The sequence below is a fragment of the Citrobacter sp. Marseille-Q5395 genome, from assembly GCF_947057495.1.
Lineage (GTDB): Bacteria > Pseudomonadota > Gammaproteobacteria > Enterobacterales > Enterobacteriaceae > Citrobacter > Citrobacter murliniae.
Map to the genome: position 1 here is coordinate 1 of NZ_CAMSEL010000006.1, position 20861 is coordinate 20861.

Consider the following 20861-nt stretch of genomic DNA (forward strand, 5'->3'; position numbering starts at 1 on the left):
TGATTACATCGAAATGTTTTATAACAGTAAGCGTCGGCATGGTTCTAGCGAACAGATGTCACCGACAGAATATGAAAACCAGTATTATCAACGGCTCGGAAGTGTCTAGATTATCCGTGGCGATTCATTGCCAGCCTTCTGAGCGACTCGCTTCTTGGATAAACATCGCTTCTGTTCGCTCCATCGACATCCCTTTATGCTGGGCAAGTCTGTGTATAGCTGCTTTACCGTGTAATCTCGGAACCTGACGCTCTATCCAAGCTAGGTCAGTTCTTAACCAATCAGGCGCACCAGGATTTTCAGCATAGTGGCGACATAAATCTAAGAGCACTTGTTCCGGGTTACTAGCACCTGGAGCATCCAAATCAACGATGAGCTCAATCGCTTTTTGACGCCATTCATTTTCCTGAACGCCTTCGCCGTCAACCTTGTTTTGAATTTGACCAAGCTTCTCGCCTTCGGTTAAATAACGATCGCCGTCTGTTACTACCAATGTTCTTTCGGAGCCATACCCAGAAATGGCAATAGCCCCAGCAACCGTGTATGCATTTTGAATTGAGCCAAAGTTATTAACATCAACAAACGCTCTCAAACCGCAGTCCATTGCAACTTGCTCAACTATTTTGACTGCTAGACCATCTTCAACCCATACCTTAATCATGCGTAAACTTTGGTAGTCACCATTAAGACTAAATATAAACTGCGGGTCAAAGCCGTGTCGAAGCTCTATGTTGTTCTGCTCTTCATTCTCGAAAAGTGAAAAAACACGAATGGATTCAGTAAGATCCTGAATACCCAACCAATGCGTTGTAAAAACAATCTGTAAACGACGTTGAGGATCATTTGCCTGCTGAGCTAAAAAAGCCAAAAGAGTGCGAATCGCTGATTCATGTAAAAACATATCCAACTCTTCAATCAGCAATAGTGCTCCTCTAGGCGCTTTAAGTACTTCGTTGATGATGTGAAAGACTTTTTGCTCACCACTTCCCATAAAATGTGAAGGGTATTCTAATTCTTCACCGGTTCTCTTCTTGGTTTTTACTATGAAAAAAGACAGTAAGCCGAGTTCTTTTTGCCCATAACCAGCATCCTCATACTGACGATGCAAGGTTCCACTGACACTTTCTAGAAGAGTTCTTTTCTTACTTGCCGTAAGCCCTATGTCAGCTTTTTGAAATACGCCTATCTCCTCAGCTGTTTCACGCTCCTGATCAGGTAAACAGTCAGATATTGATATAAATTTCACATAGCGCTGCTTCTTATGTTCGGTGGATGGAGTCCATCTACCTTCATTTTTCGAGTACTCTACATCATCCGATAGTTCACCTACGGCAGCACCGTAGAAAGACACCGTATATTTCGAGCCATCCCAGCTATTACCAGGATGGGGTTTAAAGTAATCACTGAACTGCGCATTTGTTTGTTCTAGTGCGATTTGTGTATTTCGACGATACGCACACGCCAACGCCTGAAGCAGCGTTGTCTTGCCTGTGCCATTTGCACCCATGATCGCCGTGACACCAGTCTCTTCAAAATCAACGGTAATATTCTGAAGACGCTGAAGATTTTCAACGGTAATTGATCGAATTGCGGTCATTATCTATTTAACCTACTGATCGTTATCGTTGAACATCAAGGTGTAAAACGCTTCTTCGATGAGCTGAACCTTCCAAGTTTCATCGCTCTGGCGAAGGTTTGGTAGGCTGTTATCACCGTTGACGTAGATCAGGTCAAATTCCATATCTCGACTGTTGTAGTCCTGCTTTTTAAACCACTGGTCCAAATCGTCATTGTTGGTTTCGGTCAAATCTCGCCAAAGGATCAACACTCGCTGGCCGCTTTGGTTTCTGCCGGAAACTTCAAAGATTCCTCTCACGCGTTGCATTGTTTCCACGCGCAAGCCAAGCAGACTATTGAACGTTTCGACGACGTCCAAGCTTTGTGTGAAAGTTTGCTCATGGCGTGTCAGCTTCATCCTGATATCAAATGGCTTGGTGAAGTAATCCCAATTCATGAGTGAACCTTTGGACTCGATATCCAGCATATAGTTGAGCACATAGTCTTCACGGATCTGAGGATAGTCATCCAGTAAGCTCGATTGTCGAGGTTCGCGCTCTAGGCTGATGTTGTCCAACGCATCTTCATAAGACTCAAGACGAAGGTACTTCAAGCAGTGCGAAATACCGTCTCTTGAAACTGGTTTACCTAATTTCCAATCAGACGAATACACACTCTTCAAAATACGAGGTTTGAGGATGGTATCGAAGTGATGGCCCATCTCAGCCAAGATGTATTTTCTTGAACCTTTATCGTCGCGGTTTTGCTTGATAACGGCATCAGCAGAGCTGCCCGAACCGCCAAAACAGTCAATAATAAGGCGATTTTGTGTCTGTGCTTGCGCAATAAATCGGCGCACGAACTTGGTGTGTTTAGGAGCAAGAAATACACCTGACTGTCCAAATAGCGCAGAAGTCTCTTTTTCGCCGTCTGAATAATCGATAAAAATACTCTTACCGACATTACTTTCAGCTTCATGCAACATACGTTTAATCTGAGGAATTTTATTCTCATTTTCCCCCCAGGCAATTCGATAATCAGCAGCCAGTGTTTTGAAGCTTCTAGCCCCTTCTTCCGCCTCATAAGGAGCATTCCAGCCTCGTTTAGGATGTGGGCATAATTCTCCAGTTACAGGATGAGGAGGTAGGTAGAATCTATAATTTTTATCGCCTTTGATTCGGGTGCTTTCAGCCTGTTTAGTTGCTGGCATAGACATGTCGCCTTCACGCCAAACCCAAATTTTCGCGTTTTGTGCTTCTGCCTCATTTTCATCTAGATACTTACCCAGTGAGTTTCGATATTCCGCATGGTTGTAGTTGAAAAGTCCTTTCCACGGGTCGTTGGATTTTTGCTCTTCCCACTCAAGGCCTTGTGATTCAATTTCTTGCCGATACTCAATTTTGTGTTGCTTGTAGAGGTCACGCAGAGCGGCCTCCACTTTTGCTATAGGTGCGAAATCTTCATTTAATTTTTCAACTAACTCCATTACCTCTTCATAACCTGGTTTTGGCTCTCTAAACATGTGGCGGTCTTGCTCCACCAGCTGTTTATCTTTCGCGTACACCAACACATATTCATGGTTAGTTGAGTAGTTTGGCGCCTGAGGATTATTGGTGTTCATTACCCATATCAGTTCCTCTACGCGATTTTCCGCTCCAAACGTTTTATCGAGCATGTGCTCTAACGTTGTTCTTTCAGCTTTATCGATACTGACAAAAATAACACCGTCATCACTAAGCAACTGGTATAGCTGCTCCAAGCGATCACGCATCATGGTTCCCCAAGATGAATGACGATAGTTGTTTTTGTAAGGGATAGAACTCGAATCAGTGTTGTAAGGCGGGTCGATATACACACACTTTGCTTCTTCAAGATATCTGGCTTTTAGCAATCGAAGGGCTTGATAGTTATCCGAGTGGCAGATCACACCATCAATTTGCTCATCGATATTGTCAAAGCTCTGCAGAAGCGTTTCTTTAAAGGATTTATCAAAGAAAGCTGTATCAATGATCAGATAAGGATTTGCCTTTAAGAAATCAACATTTAACGGAGTTGCATAGCCTTCAATCTCAGAGATGATGAACAGCATTTCCCATTCACTATGCTGTTGCTCGTTTTCCGCAATGATTGCGTACAAGGTCTCAGGTACACGATCAAGCGTGACACAGTAGTTGACCTCTGTGACAAATTTCTTTTTAAGCCAGATACGCTTCTGAAAGTCTTCGACCTGCGCTAAGAATGCAATGACTTTCTGTGCAATCTTCTTGAAAGCAATGGTTTTCTTCAGCACTACCTCATTCACAATGATTTGCTGTTCAAGATTGTCCACATCATCAGGGATCGCATCATCGGAATGAAACAACTCATTCTTGATGTAAAAGTCCAACTCACGTGAGAGGAAACCTTTTAAATCTTTATGGATAAAGTAATCAAAGGTGTTTTTGGCCGTGTAATCCGTCAAGTAACGCTCAAATGTCGTTCGTTTTGGGTTCTGTTCTGTTGGCATGAGTGCCAGCAAACGTGCTTTCCATTGGTCCCAATTTTCAATCTGCTGAACTTGTTTATCAGAGCTATCAACACCCTGAATATACTTCACGGCAGCCAGATTGATGTCTTTTTGCTTACGTTTTTTCGCATCAGATTGATATTGAAAATGCAGTACAAGCTCGTGCCCTAGCTCGCCTTTTCGTACTGAGAACGGTTTGTTTTGGTCGAGCATAAACATGCGATTTCGGTCTGCTGTCGACTTCACGTTGTTTTGTTCCGTCGTCGCATCACCCAATTCAAATTGGATGCGATGTTGCTCTTCGCCATACTCGACCACAAAGGCATAACTGGTGAAGTTCTCAGCACTTTTGATGTAGTACTGATCGGCGTTTGCCCAATGGAACTTTGACTCTTCACCATTCATCGGCAAAGGAGAGAAGGTTTCCTTTTTGTACCGGCGAAGCGATAGAAAATCGCCACCGTCGTAATAGCGACCAAAGAAAGTCACGAGGTTGGAGAAAATCTCCTCTTCATGACTTTCAATATCATTTTCGCTGCCCACTAGATCTTTTAGCTTTTTCACCTTAGGTACCGAGTCAGGGTCTACACCCAACTCTTGCGCGTTTTTAATCGCAGCATTTAGCTCTTTCAGCAGCTCTTGAGATTTTCCAGCAGCAGTCAGTGTACTTCGAACTGTTGGCAACAAGTCTTCATTCAAAAACTTGTCTATCTCATCTCTTTTGGCATTCATCACTCTATAAATACCAAAATCCAGATCGGCCTGGTCCATTTGAAATAGTTCTTTTAACTTTTCTACCAAGCTGTTGTAGTTAGTGCTCATCGTTCTAATTTGCCTTATAAATTCTTGTTAACCAGTAAGATATGACTTAACAAACGTGCCATCTTACGGTGAAAATCTCTTCAACTTCGGTTCGCTGTTTCAAGCGTTGCTCTAGTGCTGAGATCAGCTCATCACGCTTTTCGATAATTTCATCTTCGACATCGAAGATTTCTTGTCGTTGTCTACGCTGTTTACGCTCCAAATCCCTGATGCGTTGCTGAATAGCTTGTTGTTCTTCCATCGTTTGAGCATGGCGGCTCTCCCGTTTGAGCGAGCGAATTTGGTTTTTAGTGTCTGAAAGTGCCTGCTCGGCAGCCAACACTTTGTCGTCTGCCCATTTTTCTAACTTATCTCGCTCAGACTCAAAAAGCTTATTGTTGGCATCCATGGCTTCTGAGAGTTTTGCATCAAGCTGTCTTTTTCGCGTTTCAAGCAAGGTGTCAGGTATGGCAACGATTTTCGCTGAAGAAGTGACATCGGCCCCTACGTAAAACAGTTTTTTACAAGCTTCTGCATCGATAAGCCGACCATTATCCGTTATTCCAGTAAAAACCAAATGTTCTTCCTCATTGAACGTCCAGATTTTCAGCAAATTGAGACTAAGCCAACCTGAATTCCCTTTTAGCTGTTCTGCTACGGCAACTTTGGTTGGATGGTTTGAGTAGTCTATCCGTAAATCAGCGAAAGGCGTTTTAAGCCTTTTTGCTTGGTCAATGACATACTCGCCCAACGGGTGTGTAAGACGGTAAGTATGTGCGTGCGGATCGCGCTTAAGTTCCTCTCCGCCACCTTTGCGAATGAGCTGATATTTGCCTTGTGGTTGCTCTGCTACAGGCCTCAACAATGAAAACTGCAAGGTATCATTGTCAAAATTCGCCACCTCAGACAATTGATATTGAGTGAGAGCCCAAAACCAACGGCCTATCTTGTCTAAACGCTCTTTGGCTTGATCTAGCTTAATCTTGAGTAAATCGTGGATGTCTTCATCAAAGTGCTCTATAAGAGCTTCTCGCGTCTTCTGCATTTTTTGATTGATGTCCGATTCTAACTCTTTTTGAAGAGCGTCAAACGCTGCATCTATTTCTTCAGGTTGACGGCAAGTATCGTAGATATGCTTGATACGCTTCTCGAAGTCGACACCACTTTCTACACTCCCAAGCACAGTGTCAGATGCACCGAAAACACCATCAAACAGGTTAAACTTGTGAGTGAGCAGTTCGAGAACTCTCTGATCTGCTAGGTTTCGTTGGTTGACAAAGTTGATTACTACCACATCAAACTTTTGCCCATAACGATGACATCGGCCAATTCTTTGTTCCACGCGCTGCGGATTCCACGGCAAGTCATAGTTAACGAGCAATGAGCAAAACTGGAGGTTAACACCTTCAGCGGCGGCTTCTGTCGCAATCATGATTTCGGCATTTTCACGAAAATTGTCAATGATTGCAGTGCGACGGTCAACTTGAGGCGAGCCTGTTACCTTATCTGACCCTGTGTAACGCTCTAACCAATTGCGATAAATAATCGTTGCTTCTGGATGATTATTACTACCACTAAATGTGACGATCTTATCTTGATAGCCGTGGCTCGTTAAAAATTGGGTTAGGTAGTTCTGCGTCCGTTTTGACTCAGTAAAAATGATGACTTTTCGTGCGGCTCCCATCCCGGCCATTTGCTCAAAACCTTGAGATAAGGCCGTCAGAAGAGACTCTGCTTTCGTATCTCGAGTAATCGACTCAGTACGACGAATAAATGATTTTAATTCCTCGATCTCGGCCTCAAGTTCAGCTTTATCAAATGGTCTATCTAAAGATTGCTCTACCGAAAAATCTTCTTCAAACTCTTCCAGATAATCAGTTTCAAGCTCATCGTCTTCAATGATTTCCTGAAAAATATCTCGCGCAACATCATTTACATTTTCGTCACGTAAAGTCTCCAACCGAGCAAGCATGACCTGCAATGTGTTCGTTACAGCACTAGGACTCGATGCCAATAGTTTTCGCAAGATCAGGCCAGTCAAATGTCTGTGACGTTTTGGCAAGGCGTAGCTATGTTCTCTGTCTAGGTATGACTCGACAGCTTCGTAAAGCGTATGTTCTTGGTCTGACGGCATAAAAGGGACAGTAATGGCCCGTCGCTCTGTGTATTTAACATATTCCAGTACCTGCTTACGCAACGTTCTCTTCAGAAATGTTCCTAAACGTTCGCGAAGCTCATCTAAATCACTGTCCGATTGCATAAACTGCTTTCGAAAAGCTTTGTCATCACCGAAGAGATGTTCGTCGATCAGCGTCGACATTCCATAAAGCTCTATGAGGGAGTTCTGAAGTGGTGTCGCAGTTAGTAAGAGCTTTTTTCTCCCATCAAGACTTCGCTTCAAAGACTGACCAATTTTGTTGCTTTCTCTATGCGCGTTTCTGAGCTTATGCGCTTCATCAATAACAACAAGATCCCACGCCTCAGCTACGAGGTTTTCCTCTAACCTTACTGCGTAGTGATACGACATGATGACAACTTTCTTCTCAGCTAGAGGGCTATAAATACCCTGTTGCTGTAACTGTCTCCACGTTTTAGCATCGAGAATTTGGGAAGGAAGATTGAATTTGTCTAATAGCTCTTGTGCCCATTGTCTGCGAAGTGATACAGGGCAAATAATCAATAAGCTACGTTTCCTTTCTGCCCAGTACTGACATAAAACTAATCCAGCCTCGATAGTTTTACCCAAACCAACTTCATCAGCCAAAACTGAACCTTGGCTAAGCGGATTGGATAGCGCGAACAATGCAGCTTCAATCTGATGGGGATTTAAATCGACACTCGCATCGAACAAGGACTGAGAAAGCCGTTCAACACCACAGTTAGCATGAACAATCGACAGCTCATGGGCAAAGTACTTAGCGTGATAAGGAGTCAGTTTGTTAAACATTTTTCTGCTTCTCAATCCATTGTTCTAAGTCATTTTTTTTAAAGCGCCAAGAGCCACCGACTTTAAAGCCTGGTAGCTTTCCCTCACTCGCAAGTCGGTACGCCGTTTTCTCTGCTAGCTTTAAGTAAGCAGCGACTTCCTTAATCGTTAAAATTTGGTCATCCATTGCTGAGTGTTTTCTCTAAGCTTAAGTAGGAAAATTGAATTATGGGAGAATATGGGAAAATTGGGGGGGCAGCAATGTAAGATGACTCAACACAAGACTGAGTGCATAGAAAAATACTAATCCCACCAGAGAAAGCTGGTGGGATTGGTTCCATTGGTAGCGTTCTATAGCTATCAATGAGGTGATAGCTTAACGGTAGCTTCGTCACTATTTTGCACGGTTGGCTACGCTTTCCTTTGTCATGCCTTTCCCAGACAGGAGAACAAATCTGACTCAGGCAGAGGGGGCTAACCAGAGATGTGTAGTGGTACGGCGCAAGACTGGGCGATGAAAGCCGGGAACCGCTACGATAGTTGGCTGACTGAAACTGCGGATAAAGCGATCCCTGCTGTCACCCGCAATATTGACCGTAGTATCTGGCGTGATTTGATGTTGAAGTCTGGCATGATGGCATTGATGGATGCTCAGGCGCGCGACCAATGGCATAAGAACCTGGAGGAGGGCGATCTACCTGCTATCAGCAAGGCGAATATACTCAGTACTTTTGAGCAGTTACATCTGAATAAAATGGATGTATTTGAGCGTGGGATCATCAATGTGTTCAAAGGTCTGTCATGGGATTATAAGACCAATAGCCCTTGTAGCTTTGGTAAGAAGATCATCATTAACAATCTGGTGACGCATAACCGCTGGGGATTTAGTCTGAACTGGGGCTGGAGGCGGGATCAACCGGCGGATCTGGAGCAGATGCTGTTTTTACTCGATGGCAAACCGATTCCCGACAACCGTGGTGATATCTCTACCCGGTTGATGGAACATATTCGGAATAATCCTGTTAAGGATGTTTACGAGGATGAGTTCTTCAGTATTCGTTATTTTCAAAAGGGAACAGCCCATCTGACGTTCATGCGTTTGGAGTTGATAGAAAGGATGAATGACATTATTGCTAAACACATACCCAGGTATGTCAGCTAAGCCTCGATGAAGCGGAGAGTTTCAGTTGCTTCCTGCTGGTAAAAATGGCTCAAAACTGAGACTATACACATTGCTCTAGCTTATTGATTTATAATGATGGCAAACTAAAATCAAGTGAGTATATAACGAAGATTTAAATGATTTAATATTTATGTAATTCAGATGGTTATATTGATTTGGCGAGTCCGGCCTTCGCACTCACCCCCGAAACACCTCCTTCCTGTGCCACTCCAAAAAACCTTCTTTTGGGTAGTTTTCGCGCACCATCGGTAGTGCTATCGGCTTAGCGTCGAAATCCCAGAACAGTCTGCCCACCATGCCGCTGCCATTCACTGCGGGTGACACCTGAACCCGCATACTTTCATCCAGCCCAATCGAACCTTTATCAAAGGCTTTATGATGAATTGCGCACAGCGCCAGGCCGTTTGAAATCTCGCACGGGCCGCCGTGCTGTTTCCATTTGATATGGGCGGCTTCAAGCGCAACTGAAGTGCTATCGTGGCGCATATTGAAGCCACAAATGGCGCATTCATAGTTATAAGCGCGCAGAACTTGCTGGCGGAACAACGGGTCCCGCTGTTTGCGGATTTGCAGGATATCAAATCCTAATTCATCCGCGATCTCTTCCTGAATGTTTTCGGTGAAGTGTGCCTCAAGAATTTGTTGCGCCAGGGTGTTGATGAGGTTTTTGCTCTTTTTCAGCAGGGAAAAATGTTGTTCATCAAAGCCTCCGGCAACGTTGTGTGCCACCAATTCTCCGGCAGGGGGCTGTTTGTTGCTACCGGATGTTGAGCATTGCTCGGCATTTTGTAGCTCCCAGAATCCATCGCCCTGTTAGCGCCAGAAGGGCATATCCGGGCGGTACTGCGCGCGCTGTGGTCCAAATCGCTCCAGTAGGCTATGCAACGGGTCGCGAACTTCCGAACCGTAGTCAAACAGGCGGCCGTGGCCCTGCTGATAACCCGCCAGCACATGAAGCAGCAGCAGAGGCTTGTGCGGCGCACGCTGCTCGCCTTTACGCCAGATGGTGATGTCGGCAACTGCCTGTTGCAGGGTTTTACTGGAAATCATTGATTTCATTATCAGGTAAATAATTGCGATGATGCTCGCAAAATATCACCTGATCAAGAGGAGTGAGGCCGATACACTATCGACGTCACTTTATCGCTTGCCGTTATTTCAGAAAGCCTTTGGTTAAAGGAACCTGACCCATGAATGAACTCCCTGACACGCTGCCGCGCGAGTACATTATCAAGGCCATTCACACCTATGACGCGGGCTTTTCGCACCATTTCAAATTACGAGCTGGAATTTCAGGGGCGTCGCTATCCATCAAAAGCCATTGCCGGAATTGCAGCGACGCTTTTGACGGGCAAAGCGTTTACCCCTCAGGATTTCTCCGGCGGTATTAGTTCGAAATGCGTCAGATTATTGACTGAGCAAGGTTTTTATATTGTTCAGGATAAAAATCGTGCTGCGGCGGTGAGTGACACGATCTTCCCTGAAGAACTCGAGGCGCAAACTGAATATATAGAGGGGGCAGCGACTCAGGTGACCGTGAATCGCTATGAGCGCGACCGTAATGCCTGACAGGTGGTGCTTCGCCATCACGGCTGTCAGTGCAAAGTGTGTAGCATCGATATGTCAAAGGTCTACGGCAAGATTGCCGAAGGGTTTATCCATGTTCATCACCTGGTACCCTTATCGGCAATTAAAGAAAACTACCGCTTTGTTCCCATCAATGACCTGATCCCCGTGTGTCCAAACTGTCATGCCATGCTGCACCGTCGCATGCCGCCGTATACCCCAGAAGAACTGAAAAATATGCTGTGCTAAAGGCTCAATAAAGGCGCCCGCAGGCGCTTTTACCAGCTCATCCCCTTTTAACGCTTCCCCGCAATCACTCCTATAAACCCCGCACTTGCTTTTTTTATGCACCGACAACTTTTCCACTGCGCGCATTCAGACGTTTCGGGTTTGAGTCCGCAGATGGTCAACACGATGCAACCTTCTATTATCCGCATCTTCGCATCGCCCTAATAAAAACACCTGTAAATTACTTCAGTGAAAAGGATAAAATCCAGGTGAAAATAAGATCTAATAAGAGTCATTAACTCGTTATTAAGAATAAGAGAAAACCCTTCCCATCCCAATAAATATGCGGATATAAGGTATTGTTCATCCGATAACTCCATCTCCATTTGCCTGCCCAAGCAGAATCACGTTCCAGAAAACAACACCTGTCTGCATCAGGTATAAAATGAGATCTAAATCACTGAAGTAAATAGCAAACTATGAAACTACAGTGTTTTGTACACTTTGCTTTACACTTTTAGTGATGTGAATCACAATTATAATCCCGTGAAGTGATCCGACTCTCACAAAACGGGGTGTACTCATTCGCCAATACATTATGAGAACAGCCTGGAAAGTTAAGTTTTCAGTATTTCCCCTCTTCGACGACATCTGATGGCAAACTGCAAATCAAAAGGCAAAAAAAAACTTGTTGAATATGAATGGGTAAAAAAAATATATGTGATTTTCATCACTCATATTTACAGCTTTTTAAATTATTGCCAGTGATTAATGTTGACCTGACTATTTCCATAATCAATCAAATCTTGCATAGTGCCTCCACATTATTTCTCCCCCTGAATCAGGAGGCGAATAGTTATATTTCATCAGATTCTGTTGATGAGCCAGGTATGCTTTACTTCACATTAATACGTACATGACCACTGTTACTGGAGAAACAAAATGAATTATCCGGCAGAACCCTTCCGTATTAAAAGCGTTGAAACTGTATCTATGATCCCGCGTGATGAGCGCCTTAAAAAAATGCAGGAAGCGGGTTACAATACATTCCTGTTAAATTCAAAAGATATTTATATTGACCTGCTGACTGACAGTGGCACCAACGCAATGAGCGATAAGCAGTGGGCCGGAATGATGATGGGTGATGAAGCATACGCGGGCAGCGAAAACTTCTATCATCTAGAAAGAACGGTGCAGGAACTTTTTGGCTTTAAACATATTGTTCCTACTCACCAGGGCCGCGGCGCGGAAAACCTGTTATCGCAACTGGCAATTAAGCCGGGGCAGTATGTTGCCGGTAATATGTATTTCACCACCACTCGTTATCACCAGGAAAAAAATGGAGCGGTGTTTGTTGATATCGTTCGTGACGAAGCGCACGATGCCGGTCTTAATATTGCTTTTAAAGGTGATATCGATCTTAAAAAATTACAAAAACTGATTGACGAAAAAGGCGCAGAGAATATTGCCTATATCTGTCTGGCGGTAACGGTTAACCTCGCGGGCGGGCAGCCGGTCTCAATGGCCAATATGCGTGCGGTGCGTGAACTGACTCAGACACATGGCATTAAAGTGTTCTACGACGCAACCCGCTGCGTAGAAAATGCCTACTTTATCAAAGAGCAAGAGCAGGGCTTTGAGAACAAGAGCATCGCAGAAATCGTGCATGAGATGTTCAGCTATGCCGACGGTTGTACCATGAGTGGTAAAAAAGACTGTCTGGTGAACATCGGCGGCTTCCTGTGCATGAACGATGACGAAATGTTCTCTTCTGCCAAAGAGTTAGTCGTGGTTTATGAAGGAATGCCATCCTACGGTGGTCTGGCCGGACGCGACATGGAAGCGATGGCGATTGGCCTGCGTGAAGCCATGCAGTATGAGTATATTGAGCATCGCGTGAAGCAGGTTCGCTACCTGGGTGACAAACTGAAAGCAGCCGGTGTACCGATTGTTGAACCAGTGGGCGGCCATGCGGTATTCCTTGATGCGCGTCGCTTCTGCGAGCATCTGACGCAGGACGAATTCCCGGCACAAAGCCTTGCCGCAAGCATCTATGTAGAGACCGGGGTGCGTAGTATGGAACGCGGTATTATCTCTGCGGGCCGTAATAATGTGACTGGTGAACACCACAGACCGAAACTGGAAACAGTACGCCTGACTATTCCGCGCCGTGTTTATACTTACGCGCATATGGATGTGGTAGCTGACGGCATCATTAAACTTTACCAGCATAAAGAAGATATTCGCGGGCTGAAGTTTATTTATGAGCCGAAGCAGCTTCGCTTCTTTACTGCACGTTTTGATTATATCTAAATCTTTTTCTGGCCCCATCTTTTGATGGGGCTTTTTTGTATTCATTTTCCATGAACAGGAAGCCTTTGCGGTGCCCGTTACCGTGACAGACATAAAAAAAGCAAACCCTGACTCCAACATTTTTATTATCCGCATGATGTACAAATGACAGCTGTAATTATAACTAATAGTCTACAGGAACATTTATCATGGATATTAACGCCATTGAGCGACAAAGTAGTACCCCCGGACTGATTAGCGGAACCATGTTGGTTATCGCGACCGTAGTGGGTGGTGGGATGTTTTCTCTGCCGATTGCGATGGCAGGCGTGTGGTTCCCCGGTGCCTCTGTTATTCTTCTTTTTATTGCCATCATGATGTTATTAACCGGGTTGATGCTGGTAGAAGTTAATCTACATTATGGCGCTGGTGCCAGTTTCAATACATTTACTCAGGATTTATTAGGCCGCAAGTGGAATATCGTGGTGGGTATCGCTTTTGGCTTTGTACTCTATATTCTGACCTATGCCTATATCTCCGGGTCATCGGCAGTGATGGCGCAAACCGTATTTAAATATAGTGGCGTGCGATTTCCGGCGAATATATCGGTGGTGATCGTCAGTATGTTAGTTGGCGCAATCGCATGGTACAGCTCATTGCTGGTCGGGCGGATCACTACCGTGTTGATTATCGGTAAATTTGTGGCGTTCTTTGCCACTTTCTCCGGACTGGTCGGCCATATCGAAGTGGCGAAGCTCATCGATAGCGTAGCGGTGGCAATACCGGGCTCGCAGTACATTCCTTATATTCTGATGACGCTGCCATTCTGCATTATTTCGTTTGGTTTCCATGGCAACGTGCCGAGCCTGGTTAAGCTGTATGGCACAGGAGGGGTTCGCAATATTACGCGCTCCATCATCATTGGAACGCTATTTGCTCTGCTACTGTATATTTTCTGGCTGGGTGTAACGATGGGCAATATCAGCCGCGCTGAGTTCCCGCCGATTATTGCCAAAGGTGGAAATATTGATGTGTTTGTCGAGGCTATCAGCGGATTGTTTACCAGCCGCTATATGGATCTGATCCTGACATTCTTCGGCAACTTTGCCGTAGCCAGCTCCCTGCTGGCGGCGACGCTCGGCCTGTTTGATTATATCGCGGATCTGTTTCACTTCCCGGATAACGGCGTCGGTCGTCTGAAAACCGCGCTGGTGACCTATTTCCCGCCAGCGGCTGTTTGCTTCTTCTTTCCGAATGGTTTTGTACACGCGATTGGCTACGCCGGTCTGGCCTTCACCATCTGGAGCGTGATCCTGCCACCTTTCCTGGTGAAGGCTGCACGTAAACGTTTTCCGACTGCCAGCTATACCGCGCCCTGCAATAACACGGTGCTCAACCTTGTGATTGTTTGCGGGGGAATTGTTTATCTGACGGTTGTTCTGGACGTATTTGGTCTGCTGCCAACGTTTCGTTAGACGGAGTGAAAATGAAAAACGTGTTGTCTGTTCAGTCGTCAGTCGTTTACGGCTATGCCGGCAATAAAGCCGCGGTGTTGCCAATGCAGCTCTCCGGCATTGATGTCTGGCCGTTTTACACCGTGCAATTTTCTAACCATACCCAGTACGGGATGTGGCAGGGGATGGCAATGCCGCACGGTGAATTGAGTGCGATCATCAGCGGACTGGATGACCTGCAAAAGCTCGCGCAGTGCGATGCCGTGCTGTCTGGTTATCTCGGCGATAAAAGGCATTGCGAAGAGGTGAAGCACGCGGTGACGACCATCCGCCAGCGCAATCCGCAGGCGCTCTATTTTTGCGATCCGGTAATGGGTGACCCGCAAAAAGGCTGCATTGTGGCCCAGGGTGTCGAGTCCTTTTTTGTTGATGACGCCATTCAACTGGCCGACATAATGGGACCGAATCTCTATGAGCTGGGTGTGCTGACGGGCAGACAACTACGCAGCTTTGACGAGGTGGTTGCAGCGGCGCAGCAACTGGTGGCGTGGGGCGTGAAGAAGGTTCTGGTGAAGCATCTCGGTGATTGCTCGTGCGACAAACAGGCGTTTGAAATGTTGCTGGTCACACCGGAACAGACATTACATATAGCCAGACCGCTGTATACCTTTGCCAAAATGCCCGTCGGCGTTGGGGATCTGATATGCAGCGTCATGCTGGCCTCGTTGCTCAACGGTTTTGAGGATAAAGAGGCGCTGGAGCGAACCACCAGTATTGTGGATTCGGTGATGCATCTGACCAAAGAGCGTGGCTCGTATGAACTGCGGCTGATAGAAGCACGTTATCAGATAATGGATCCACAGGTTCGTTATCGGGCGACGGTGCTATAGCGCATCGCGAGCGCCGAAGGGAGGCTCTATGTTTCTGACATTGCTCAGGTTTCAGCATCCGCTGGTCTACCGTTTTGCGTGGCTGCGGATGCGGGTAGTGGTGTTAAGAAAATGCGGGCTGCGCAAGAAGAAAACAGGGAGAAAGACTCAGGCCTGTCGTTGACAGGCCTGCCTGGCTTTACACCCGGAAGTAGCGTGGTGGAATCAACGCAGAGAAGGCGTCGAACTTCTTCACCATCTTTTTCCAGAACAACATAACAACTATCCTCAATTTGAAACATCGGCGCTATTTTAGTCAGCGCCAACAAATCGTAAAGCCAGCCGCTTCGTTCTTATCGCGAAGGCGGTGTAAACCTTTTGGTTCACTGGGCGGTCAGGTTGATGAACAACAAACCGCCAGACCCTCGATGGGGTTGACAAGAGGATAGATTGTGAACAACGCCAGCCTTCAACAGAATTCAGGCCATAAACCAGTAATAAAAGAGGCCGACCTTTAATCCCAGGATCACAATGTAGGCACAGCAGTATTTCATCGTGCCGGACATTATCTGGTTAGCCTGTCCTTCCATTTTGGTCGCGGAAACCGCGATGGCGATGCTTTGCGGCGAAATCATTTTCCCGCCGGTTGCACCGGAAGTATTGGCCGCAGCCAGCCAGTTAGGATCAATATTCAGTTTACTGGCAGCAATGGTTTGCAATTTGCCAAACAGAATATTCGAGTTGGTGTCGCTGCCGGTGACAAATGTTCCCAGTGCGCCAATCACCGGTGCAATAAAGACATAAGAGCTACCGGTCAGCTCGACAATGGACTGGGCAAGTGTGGAGATAATACCGCTGAGATCCATCACCGTTGCCAGCGCGACGATCGCCATAATGGCGACGATGGAGTTCCTGAGCTGGAACACGGTTTTGCCAAAGACTTCCAGCATACCGCGAGCGGATGCCCCCTGAATAAAACCACCAATAATGGTCGCAAAGATGATCAGCATTCCGGGTGTCGTGATCCATTCGATTTTTAGCGCCAGAGATTTACCGTCAGCCAGCGTGAAATGCAGTACTGAAGCCAGTTGAGAAGCCGCCGATTTTACCGCCGGGAATAATGGAGAGCACAGCAGAATAAAGATAAAAATCAACATGTAGATAGAACCGACCCGAAACAGCACCTTTGCCGAGCGCGGAGTCGTTTCACGGGTATGGCTGACCTCAATACGCCACTCGGGATCTGTTTTCCCGTTACGCAATCGACCCGCGATGGCGACGGCGAAAAGACTGACCAGACTGCCGGCAAAAGCGGGTAATTCTGCGCCAAGATGTATCGCGACAAAATATTGTGGGATAAGCGTAGTGATGCCGCATATCAGAGTGATAAGGAATACGCCGCGGAGGGCTTTCAAGCCACCGCCAATAATGCAGACAATGACAAACGGCAGCAGAATATTAAACAGGGCTAACTGCAGAATAATCGTCCCGCCTAAAGTATAAACCGACAGGTTAACCTGTTCAGCGAGGATAGAGACCGGAATACCGACCGCACCGAAAGCCGTCGGTACGGTATTCGCCACGAGAGAGGCAATGGCTGCTTTCAGCGGATTGAATCCCAGTGCGATGAGAATGCCGATAGGGATTGCGACCGCCGTGCCGTAACCTGCCGCAGCTTCAAGAAATCCCCCAAAGCACCACGAAATAAGCAGTACCTGAATTCGCTTATCTTCGCTGATGCTGGCGAGAATATCGCGGAGAATATCCAGCGCTTTTGTCGCCTGCATCACGTTATAACTGAATATGGCCCCGAGGATCACAATCACTATCGGCCATAATCCCTTCAGTGCGCCATAGCCTATCGCGGCTTTCAGATTCTGTACTGGCATCGCCCAGAATATCGCTGATAGCGCGGCGGTGAATACCAGAGAGATCAACACAGAATAATGGATGGGCATTTTCAATTTCAGTATTAAAAATACCATTAGCAGTAAAGGAGATAGTGCCAGGGCAAACATAAAATATTCGTTCATTATTATTCCTGCTTGGTTCATTAAACCTGATTTATATTTATGGCGGAAAGGCTACATTGGCGTATAAATAAAGTATGCAAACTGAATCGCTTCAGTGAATAAAGTAATTATGATTAATAGTTTTGTAACTATTGTAATCTTTTAATTAAAGGCTGCTGCCAGATAAATACACTTAAGAGTAAGGCAAATACCTATAAGTAGTTATTTAATAACCTTTTTAATAATGATAATGACGAGATTAGTCATCACCTGAAACTGTTTTTAAGGTTTTAATAACGCTATGGTTTCCAATATAAAAATGTGAGCAAGGCCGAAAGAAATAAACATGGGTATTGCATATGCTTGTTGATTAGAGGATTATTTGGTTTTGTCATACAAATGAAAATACAGACGTTTGCGATTGTCCTGATATAAGAAGCGGAGAGTCGCCACCAACGGAAAACGATCCGGGCATCACTATGAACTCAGTCATTAGTAAAACCAAAAAAACCGAAAAACTGGGCGTGATACACGGCTGAACCTTTGCTTGATATAGCGATATCAAGCGCAATAAATAGAAATGAAGCGATGGAGTATTTATTGTGAATGTAAATTTCTTTGTCACCTGTATTGGTGACGCGCTGAAGTCCCGGATGGCACGTGATTCCGTATTGCTGCTGGAAAAACTGGGCTGCCGCGTTAATTTCCCTGAGAAACAAGGGTGCTGCGGCCAGCCAGCCATCAACAGTGGTTATATCAAAGAAGCGATTCCGGGGATGAAAAACCTGATCGCCGCGATGGAAGATAATGATGATCCGATAATCTCTCCGGCAGGCTCTTGTACTTACGCGGTGAAAAGTTATCCGGCGTATCTGGTCGATGAGCCTGAATGGGCGCTACGTGCGGAAAGGGTTGCTGCGCGCATGCAGGATCTCACCTCCTTTATCGTTAACAAGTTGGGGGTAGTTGATGTGGGGGCCAGTTTGCAAGGGAAGGCGGTTTATCATCCGTCCTGCAGCCTGACTCGCAAGCTGGGCGTGAAGGAAGAACCGCTTACGCTACTGAAAAATGTGCGTGGTCTGGAGCTGTTGACGTTTGCCGATCAGGATACCTGCTGCGGCTTTGGCGGTACTTTCTCGGTCAAAATGGCCGAAATATCGGGCGAGATGGTGAAAGAGAAAGTCGTCCACATGATGGATGCCCGTCCGGAATATTTGATTGGTGCTGATGTCAGTTGTTTGCTGAACATCGGTGGCCGTCTGCAGCGAGAAGGCCAGCCGGTCAAAGTGATGCATATTGCTGAAGTGCTGATGAGCCGCTGAGGAGAAAAGTATGTCGATAAAAACCAGCGATGTAGAGTTCAAGATGCGCATTCGTCAGCAAATCGAAGATCCGATTATGCGCAAAGCTGTGGCCAATGCGCAGGAGCGTATCGGTGCGAATCGCCAAAAAATGGTCGACGAATTAGGGCACTGGGAAGCGTGGCGCGACCGGGCCAGCCAGATCCGTGACCATGTTCTGAGTAATCTCGATGCTTATCTGTATCAACTCTCCGAGAAAGTGACCGAAAATGGCGGCCACGTCTATTTCGCGAAGACCAAAGAAGAGGCCACCCGCTACATTTTGCAGGTCGCGCAGAGTAAAAATGCGCGCAAAGTGGTGAAGTCAAAGTCGATGGTGACTGAAGAAATCGGTATCAACCATGTGTTGCAGGATGCCGGAATCCAGGTGATCGAAACCGATCTGGGTGAATATATTCTCCAGTTGGATCAGGATCCTCCTTCGCATGTGGTGGTTCCGGCTATCCATAAAGATCGGTATCAGATCCGCCGCGTGCTAAACGAACGCCTGGGCTACGACGGCCCGGAAACGCCCGAAGCAATGACTTTATTTATCCGTCAGAAGATCCGCGAAGATTTTCTCAGTGCCGAAATCGGGATCACCGGGTGTAATTTCGCCGTGGCGGAGACCGGCTCTGTTTGCCTTGTCACCAACGAAGGTAATGCGCGGATGTGTACCACATTGCCGAAAACGCACATTGCGGTGATGGGAATGGAGCGTATTGCACCGACGTTTGCTGATGTTGATGTGCTCATCACCATGCTGGCGCGTAGTGCTGTTGGCGCACGTCTGACAGGCTACAATACCTGGCTTACCGGTCCGCGTGAGGCGGATAACGTTGACGGGCCGGAAGAGTTTCACCTGGTCATTGTGGATAACGGGCGCTCGCAGGTGCTCGGTTCTGAGTTTCGTGACGTGCTGCGCTGTATACGCTGCGGGGCCTGTATGAACACCTGTCCGGCATATCGCCATATTGGTGGGCACGGGTATGGCTCTATCTATCCAGGTCCTATTGGTGCGGTGATTTCTCCGTTGCTCGGCGGTTATAAGGATTTTAAAGATCTGCCTTACGCCTGTTCATTATGCACGGCTTGCGACAGCGTATGTCCGGTGCATATCCCTCTTTCTAAACTGATTCTGCGTCATCGCAGAGTGATGGCGGAGCAGGGCATTACCCCTAAAGCGGAGCGGCGGGCGATCAAAATGTTTGCGTATGCTAATAGCCATCCAGGGTTGTGGAAAGTCGGGATGATGGCGGGAGCCCATGCGGCGAGCTGGTTTATTAATGGCGGAAAAACACCGCTTAAGGTGGGAGCCATTAACGACTGGATGGAGTCACGCGATCTTCCTGGTGCTGACGGAGAGAGTTTCCGTAGCTGGTTTAGAAAACATCAGGCGGAGGATAAAAAGAATGGATAACCGTACCGCGTTTTTAAACACTATCGCCGGAGCGTTGGGTCGCCAGGTGCGATTTGTACCGGAACCAGATGCGGCACCGGTTAACAACTATGCGAACGAGCGACTGACTGAACTCAACCAGCAGCAGCGTTGTGATGCCTTTATCCAGTTCGCTACTGATGTCATGCTGGCACGCTGCGAACTGACCAGTGAAGCGCAGGCGGCAGACGCGGCATTACGTCTGTGTGAAGAACTTGGTCAGCAATCGGTGGTGCTTAGCGGCGACAGTCGGCTGGCAGTTCTGGGGATCAGCGAGCGCCTGCAACAGGAATGTAACGCCGTGGTCTGGGACCCGGCCCGTGGCGAGGAGAATATTACCCAGGCCGAGCAGGCGAAAGTCGGGGTGGTGTATGCCGAGTATGGCTTAACGGAGTCGGGCGGTGTGGTCCTCTTTTCTGCACCCGAGCGCGGACGCTCATTAAGCCTGCTGCCGGAGTCTTCTATTTTTGTCCTGCGCAAAAGCACCATCCTGCCGCGCGTGGCGCAGCTGGCAGAAATTCTGCATCAGAAAGCGCTGGCCGGTGAGCGTATGCCGTCGTGCATTAACATCATCAGTGGGCCGAGTTCAACGGCGGATATTGAGCTGATTAAGGTGGTTGGGGTGCATGGTCCGGTGAAGGCGGTGTATCTGATTATTGAGGATTGTTGAGATTTTTGTTGATGAACGC

Annotated in this window: 12 protein-coding genes and 3 pseudogenes; 9 read left to right on the top strand and 6 right to left on the bottom strand. The window is 46.7% G+C overall.

The genetic code is table 11. From position 1 onward, the window contains the following. On the top strand, positions 1–109 hold a 109-nt coding region (locus OH663_RS08285), incomplete at its 5' end, for an IS3 family transposase (protein ID WP_131729156.1). A 15-nt stretch (positions 110–124) separates the two neighbouring features. Here the strand turns inward: OH663_RS08285 and OH663_RS08290 are convergent. The 4 genes from OH663_RS08290 to mads1 are packed head-to-tail and all read right to left on the bottom strand — an operon-like array spanning position 125 to position 7977. Further along, on the bottom strand, positions 125–1597 hold the full coding sequence (locus OH663_RS08290; RefSeq protein WP_263525714.1) for an AAA family ATPase: 1473 nt from the start codon (positions 1595–1597) through the stop codon (positions 125–127). A 12-nt stretch (positions 1598–1609) separates the two neighbouring features. Further along, a complete protein-coding gene (locus tag OH663_RS08295) occupies positions 1610–4885 on the bottom strand; it encodes a site-specific DNA-methyltransferase (RefSeq protein ID WP_200042212.1) in 3276 nt (1091 codons plus the stop codon). 46 nt (positions 4886–4931) lie between these two features. Further along, positions 4932–7811 carry an SNF2-related protein gene (locus tag OH663_RS08300; protein ID WP_200042211.1) on the bottom strand — a complete coding sequence of 960 codons (2880 nt, stop codon included), beginning with the start codon at positions 7809–7811 and terminating at the stop codon, positions 4932–4934. After that, positions 7804–7977, bottom strand: a complete 174-nt coding sequence (gene mads1, locus OH663_RS08305; protein ID WP_200042210.1) for a methylation-associated defense system helix-turn-helix domain-containing protein MAD1 — start codon at positions 7975–7977, stop codon at positions 7804–7806. Before mads1 ends, OH663_RS08300 begins: the two co-directional genes overlap by 8 nt. 294 nt (positions 7978–8271) lie before the next feature. On the opposite strand from mads1, the pseudogene OH663_RS08310 reads away from it, so the two are divergent. Then, positions 8272–8952: pseudogene (locus tag OH663_RS08310) on the top strand (DUF4942 domain-containing protein); the annotation flags it as partial. Positions 8953–9150: 198 nt separating this feature from the next. On the opposite strand, the pseudogene OH663_RS08315 reads toward OH663_RS08310, so the two are convergent. Then, positions 9151–10023 (bottom strand): annotated as a pseudogene (locus OH663_RS08315) (phosphorothioated DNA-binding restriction endonuclease). Positions 10024–10163: 140 nt separating this feature from the next. Between OH663_RS08315 and OH663_RS08320 the strand changes: the two are divergent. From OH663_RS08320 to pdxY, 4 genes and pseudogenes are all read left to right on the top strand, one after another. After that, a pseudogene (locus OH663_RS08320) lies at positions 10164–10788 on the top strand (HNH endonuclease). 921 nt (positions 10789–11709) lie between these two features. Beyond that, the gene (locus OH663_RS08325) at positions 11710–13080 is read left to right on the top strand and encodes a tyrosine phenol-lyase (RefSeq protein ID WP_045439318.1); all 1371 of its coding nucleotides are present in this window, start codon (positions 11710–11712) and stop codon (positions 13078–13080) included. Positions 13081–13268: 188 nt separating this feature from the next. Next, a complete protein-coding gene (locus OH663_RS08330) occupies positions 13269–14534 on the top strand; it encodes an aromatic amino acid transporter (protein ID WP_045439321.1) in 1266 nt (421 codons plus the stop codon). 11 nt (positions 14535–14545) lie between these two features. Beyond that, positions 14546–15403, top strand: a complete 858-nt coding sequence (gene pdxY, locus OH663_RS08335; RefSeq protein WP_045439325.1) for a pyridoxal kinase PdxY — start codon at positions 14546–14548, stop codon at positions 15401–15403. 458 nt (positions 15404–15861) lie between these two features. Here the strand turns inward: pdxY and OH663_RS08340 are convergent, their stop codons facing one another. Further along, a complete protein-coding gene (locus OH663_RS08340) occupies positions 15862–17415 on the bottom strand; it encodes an L-lactate permease (RefSeq protein ID WP_200012605.1) in 1554 nt (517 codons plus the stop codon). A gap of 581 nt (positions 17416–17996) precedes the next feature. Between OH663_RS08340 and OH663_RS08345 the strand changes: the two genes are divergently transcribed. Genes OH663_RS08345 through OH663_RS08355 form a run of 3 tightly spaced genes read left to right on the top strand, consistent with a single transcriptional unit; the run spans position 17997 to position 20842 of the window. After that, complete coding sequence (locus tag OH663_RS08345) at positions 17997–18716, top strand: (Fe-S)-binding protein (protein ID WP_048222174.1); 720 nt, start codon at positions 17997–17999, stop codon at positions 18714–18716. 10 nt (positions 18717–18726) lie between these two features. After that, positions 18727–20154 (top strand): LutB/LldF family L-lactate oxidation iron-sulfur protein, encoded by a 1428-nt coding sequence (locus tag OH663_RS08350; RefSeq protein ID WP_048222173.1) that lies wholly within the window; start codon positions 18727–18729, stop codon positions 20152–20154. Next, on the top strand, positions 20147–20842 hold the full coding sequence (locus OH663_RS08355) for a LutC/YkgG family protein (RefSeq protein WP_045439336.1): 696 nt from the start codon (positions 20147–20149) through the stop codon (positions 20840–20842). Before OH663_RS08350 ends, OH663_RS08355 begins: the two co-directional genes overlap by 8 nt. Positions 20843–20861 lie beyond the last annotated feature (19 nt).

Excerpts from the sequence above, each read along its gene's own strand:
- OH663_RS08290 (WP_263525714.1), bottom strand. The coding sequence starts at position 1,597 with ATGACCGCAATTCGATCAATTACCGTTGAAAATCTTCAGCGTCTTCAG.
- OH663_RS08295 (WP_200042212.1), bottom strand. The coding sequence starts at position 4,885 with ATGAGCACTAACTACAACAGCTTGGTAGAAAAGTTAAAAGAACTATTT.
- OH663_RS08300 (WP_200042211.1), bottom strand. The coding sequence starts at position 7,811 with ATGTTTAACAAACTGACTCCTTATCACGCTAAGTACTTTGCCCATGAG.
- mads1 (WP_200042210.1), bottom strand. The coding sequence starts at position 7,977 with ATGGATGACCAAATTTTAACGATTAAGGAAGTCGCTGCTTACTTAAAG.
- OH663_RS08325 (WP_045439318.1), top strand. The coding sequence starts at position 11,710 with ATGAATTATCCGGCAGAACCCTTCCGTATTAAAAGCGTTGAAACTGTA.
- OH663_RS08330 (WP_045439321.1), top strand. The coding sequence starts at position 13,269 with ATGGATATTAACGCCATTGAGCGACAAAGTAGTACCCCCGGACTGATT.
- pdxY (WP_045439325.1), top strand. The coding sequence starts at position 14,546 with ATGAAAAACGTGTTGTCTGTTCAGTCGTCAGTCGTTTACGGCTATGCC.
- OH663_RS08340 (WP_200012605.1), bottom strand. The coding sequence starts at position 17,415 with ATGAACGAATATTTTATGTTTGCCCTGGCACTATCTCCTTTACTGCTA.
- OH663_RS08350 (WP_048222173.1), top strand. The coding sequence starts at position 18,727 with ATGTCGATAAAAACCAGCGATGTAGAGTTCAAGATGCGCATTCGTCAG.
- OH663_RS08355 (WP_045439336.1), top strand. The coding sequence starts at position 20,147 with ATGGATAACCGTACCGCGTTTTTAAACACTATCGCCGGAGCGTTGGGT.